At 42.9% G+C, this 3676-nt stretch carries 4 protein-coding genes; all 4 read left to right on the top strand.

The annotated features are described in order from the left end of the window. The first annotated feature begins 453 nt into the window (after positions 1-453). Entirely contained in the window at positions 454-1065 is a 612-nt protein-coding gene (locus tag ACTNCK_RS11520; RefSeq protein ID WP_441082865.1) for a sugar O-acetyltransferase, read from the top strand. A 67-nt stretch (positions 1066-1132) separates the two neighbouring features. Next, positions 1133-1924: a hypothetical protein gene (locus tag ACTNCK_RS11515; RefSeq protein WP_441082864.1), complete on the top strand. Its 792-nt coding sequence runs from the start codon at positions 1133-1135 to the stop codon at positions 1922-1924. Positions 1925-1944: 20 nt separating this feature from the next. Continuing rightward, the gene (locus ACTNCK_RS11510; protein WP_441082863.1) at positions 1945-3423 is read left to right on the top strand and encodes an ATP-binding protein; all 1479 of its coding nucleotides are present in this window, start codon (positions 1945-1947) and stop codon (positions 3421-3423) included. Between the two features lie 60 nt (positions 3424-3483). After that, positions 3484-3676: hypothetical protein (locus tag ACTNCK_RS11505; protein ID WP_441082862.1), on the top strand; the 193-nt coding region annotated here is incomplete at its 3' end.

Raw genomic sequence — 3676 nt, 5'->3', positions numbered from 1 at the left:
ATATTGGATGTAAAGCTGTACTGCCTTCATCCTATCCTCGTAAGAATACATGTTTGCGCAGACCTCCTTCTGGTTCCTGATTCAGGTCCAGGTTTTTGTCCGCACCCCCTTCTGTACATTTTTAATTATAACTTACTAAAAGATTTGTACAAGGATGCACTGCGCGCCACTATTATCAGGAATTCCTGATAATTGCAGTTATCGGGAAAAATAGTTACCAGAAATTATAAGGCAGAATCTGTATCTTGTGCACATCCCATCGTAGGAAATTCCTGATAACCTTCATTTGAAAATAATGCACAAAATCGCAAGTAGGATTTTATTCAGATTTCACAAAACAAAAGTTCCCACTCCAGAGTGACTTTTATGGTAACATCTTTTATAATGGTTCGTGGTACAATAGAGACTGGGATTTGATAAAGTGTCAGCGATGACAAGGAGAAGAGATATTCTATGACGCAGTATGAGAGAATGGTGGCAGGTCTTCTGTATGATCCGGGAGATGAGGAAGTGATGAAGGAGCAGGTTCCATTCCAGGACAGGCTCTATGAATTCAATCAGCTGAGACCATCACAGACAGCAGAAAAAGAAAAATACATGAAAGAGCTCTTTGCAGAATGTGGAGACCGTAATTATATCGAGCTGCCATTTCATGCAAACTGGGGAGGACATCACGTGCATTTTGGCAGCGGTATCTATGTGAACTCCGGAGTGACAATGGTTGATGATGGGCATATCTATATCGGTGATAAGGTGATGATCGGTCCATCGGTCACGATAGCAACAGCGAATCATCCGATAGATGCAGAACTTCGTGGAAGAGGATTGCAGTATAATAAAGATGTCCACATTGGAGCAAATGCCTGGATCGGTTCAAATGTTGTGATCGTACCAGGTGTCACTATCGGAGATAATGCGGTCATCGGAGCAGGCAGTGTGGTGACAAAGGATATCCCGGCAGATGTGGTCGCAGTCGGGAATCCCTGCAGGGTGCTCCGTGAAGTCGGAGAGCACGACAGAGAATATTTCTATAAGGATGAGAAGATAGACTGGGTGAATTTGTGATAACAGACTTTAAGCAATTGCGTGGTGTAAGGAATGTTAATAAAAAAGATATAATCGGAGAAGCAATATGACCTGGAACTATTTTTATGAATGCCAGTCTGACTGGAAAGAGGATACATTAATAAAGAGAATATCGGCACTAGAAGATGCTGGTACTGTAGAAGAAATTTTTGATATGGTTTCAAGCGGCTGGGATGAGAACACAAATGATCTTCTTGTGAGGAAGTGTATCTCTCTTGGTGCGGAGTTTACCATTGGTGATATACTGGAATTTGATGGTCTGCTGAGTGAAGAGACTCTGAATCTTATGATAGATAATGCAATTGAGCACGGTTCCGAGATTAGTGCATCGGATATACTGGAGTTTGATGGTATTGTCGATGAGGCGGAGATGGACAAGCTGGTCGGGTATGCTATTGATAAGAAAGCTTCATTTACCGCTGATGATATTGTAGGTCTTGATGGAAGCGTATCGTGTGAGGTGCTGGATAAGGCGGCAGAGGAATCATGGCAGAACTTTTCAGAAGATGATCTGTTACTTCTTAGGGATGTAATAGATGAAGATGTGCTCGAAAGGATCGAAGACCGTAAATGGCCGTCAGATGAGAAGCAGTCGGATAATAGACAGAAAAATAAAGGAACAGGATTGCCTGGACTGGCGGCGGGTATTGGATTTGTACTAAACGGTAGAGAACATGATGGCTCCACTTCTTTCAGAGTCGGAGATCATGTCAGAGTCAAGTATCGTGGTCAGGAAGGAACTGTGATAGATATCAACGGAGACCTGATCATGGTATCGCTGTCTGATGGGAATCATGTGGATTCATATTACGCAGAACAGCTTGAACGCGCATTTTGATGGACTTTGGAGAAAACCCTATGGATTTTGACATCAGAAAATTTGAAGAATACAGAGAGAACAACAGGCTTGAGGTAAAAAAAGCTGAAGGCGGCTTGCCTGTGAATATGTGGGATACATACTCGTCCTTTGCTAACAGCTATGGCGGTGTGATCCTGCTTGGCGTGGGCGAACGGCAGGACGGGAGTTTCTATACGACAGGTCTTAAGAACGAGCAGAAGCTGATTAAGAATTTCTGGAATACGATCAATGACAGTAAAAAGGTCAGCAAAAATATTCTGACTGAATCAGATCTGCAGACATATGAGGTCAATGGTGATGTGGTTCTGTCTATCCATGTACCAAAGGCCAGAAGGGAAGATAAGCCGATTTATCTCGATGATAAAATTTTTGATAAGTCATTCAGACGCAATGGTGAAGGAGACTACAGCTGTACCAGAGAAGAAGTCCTTGCGATGATCCGAGATCAGACAGAGGATACACCTGACATGAGGATCCTTGAGAATTTCGATATGGACGTGCTCAATAAGGATACTGTACATGCGTACAGGAACCGGCATAATGTAGCCAGACCTACCCATGTGTGGGGCAATCTCGATGATGATGCCTATCTGGAAAGAATAGGCGCGGCAAAGATATCTGATAATGATGGGAAATATCATCCGACAGCCGCGGGGCTTCTGATGTTCGGAGAAGAGTATAAGATTCTTTATGTCTATCCTGAATACTTCCTGGATTATAGAGAAATGCTCGATCCTACGATCAGATGGACAGACAGAGTGCAGTCGGAATCAGGGGATTGGACGGGGAATCTGTTTGATTTCTTCTTTAGGATATATCCTAAGATAACGAGAGATCTAAAGATCCCATTCCAGACAGATGGGCTGACAAGAATAGAGGATACCCCTGTGCATAAGGCTATCAGGGAGGCTCTGGCAAACTGCTTTGACAATGCAGATTTCTTCGTAGAAAGAGGCATAGTGATCAAAAAAGATCCTGATAAGCTTGTTATTGAAAATCCCGGATATATCAGGACAGGGATAGATCAGATGCTCAAGGGCGGGGTATCAGATCCGCGTAACAAGGCTCTGATCAAGATGTTCAATATGATTGGTATCGGGGAACGTGCGGGAAGCGGAGTCCCTGATATATTTGCCATATGGGACGAATACGGCTGGGACAAACCTGTTATAGAGGAACAGTATCATCCGGACAGGACGATATTAACGCTTCCTTTTACAAAACGAGCAGAAAAAACAAGCAGAAAAAACAAGCAGAAAAAGCAAGCAGAAAAAACAAGCGAAAGCGGAAAGACCCAGGCAAATAAAGAAAAAGTAATTACATTTGTGTCCTCGGGTGGTGAATACTCAGCAGCAGAGATTGCTGAAATGCTTGATCTGAGTCCTGCCAGGACAAGAGTGATCCTGAAGGAAATGTGTGATGAGGGTCATATTGAATCTACGGGTGGAACAAAAGGACGTAGATATAGAATGAAATAATAATAGGTCACGATAAGTCATTATTCTATTTGCAACACCTTGAATTAGTAGATAAGGAAAATGTCGAGAAAAAACGTGATGTCCGGTACGACAGTTTTCAGAAAAGAAATATGTGTCCCGGAGGATCAGATCGGGCAGGCAAAAGAGCTGATAAAAGATTATGAATCTAATAGTTATTATAGCAGCATGTGCCGGAGCAGGGCATCATGCAGGGTTAAGGAGCAGATATGGGCAGTGTTGAAAAACTCTATGA

It is taken from the genome of Candidatus Weimeria sp. HCP3S3_B5 (assembly GCF_052064335.1).
Taxonomy (GTDB): Bacteria; Bacillota; Clostridia; order Lachnospirales; family Lachnospiraceae; genus Weimeria.
Note: the sequence above shows the minus strand (reverse complement) of the source record. Positions and strands in the feature narration are given on the sequence as shown.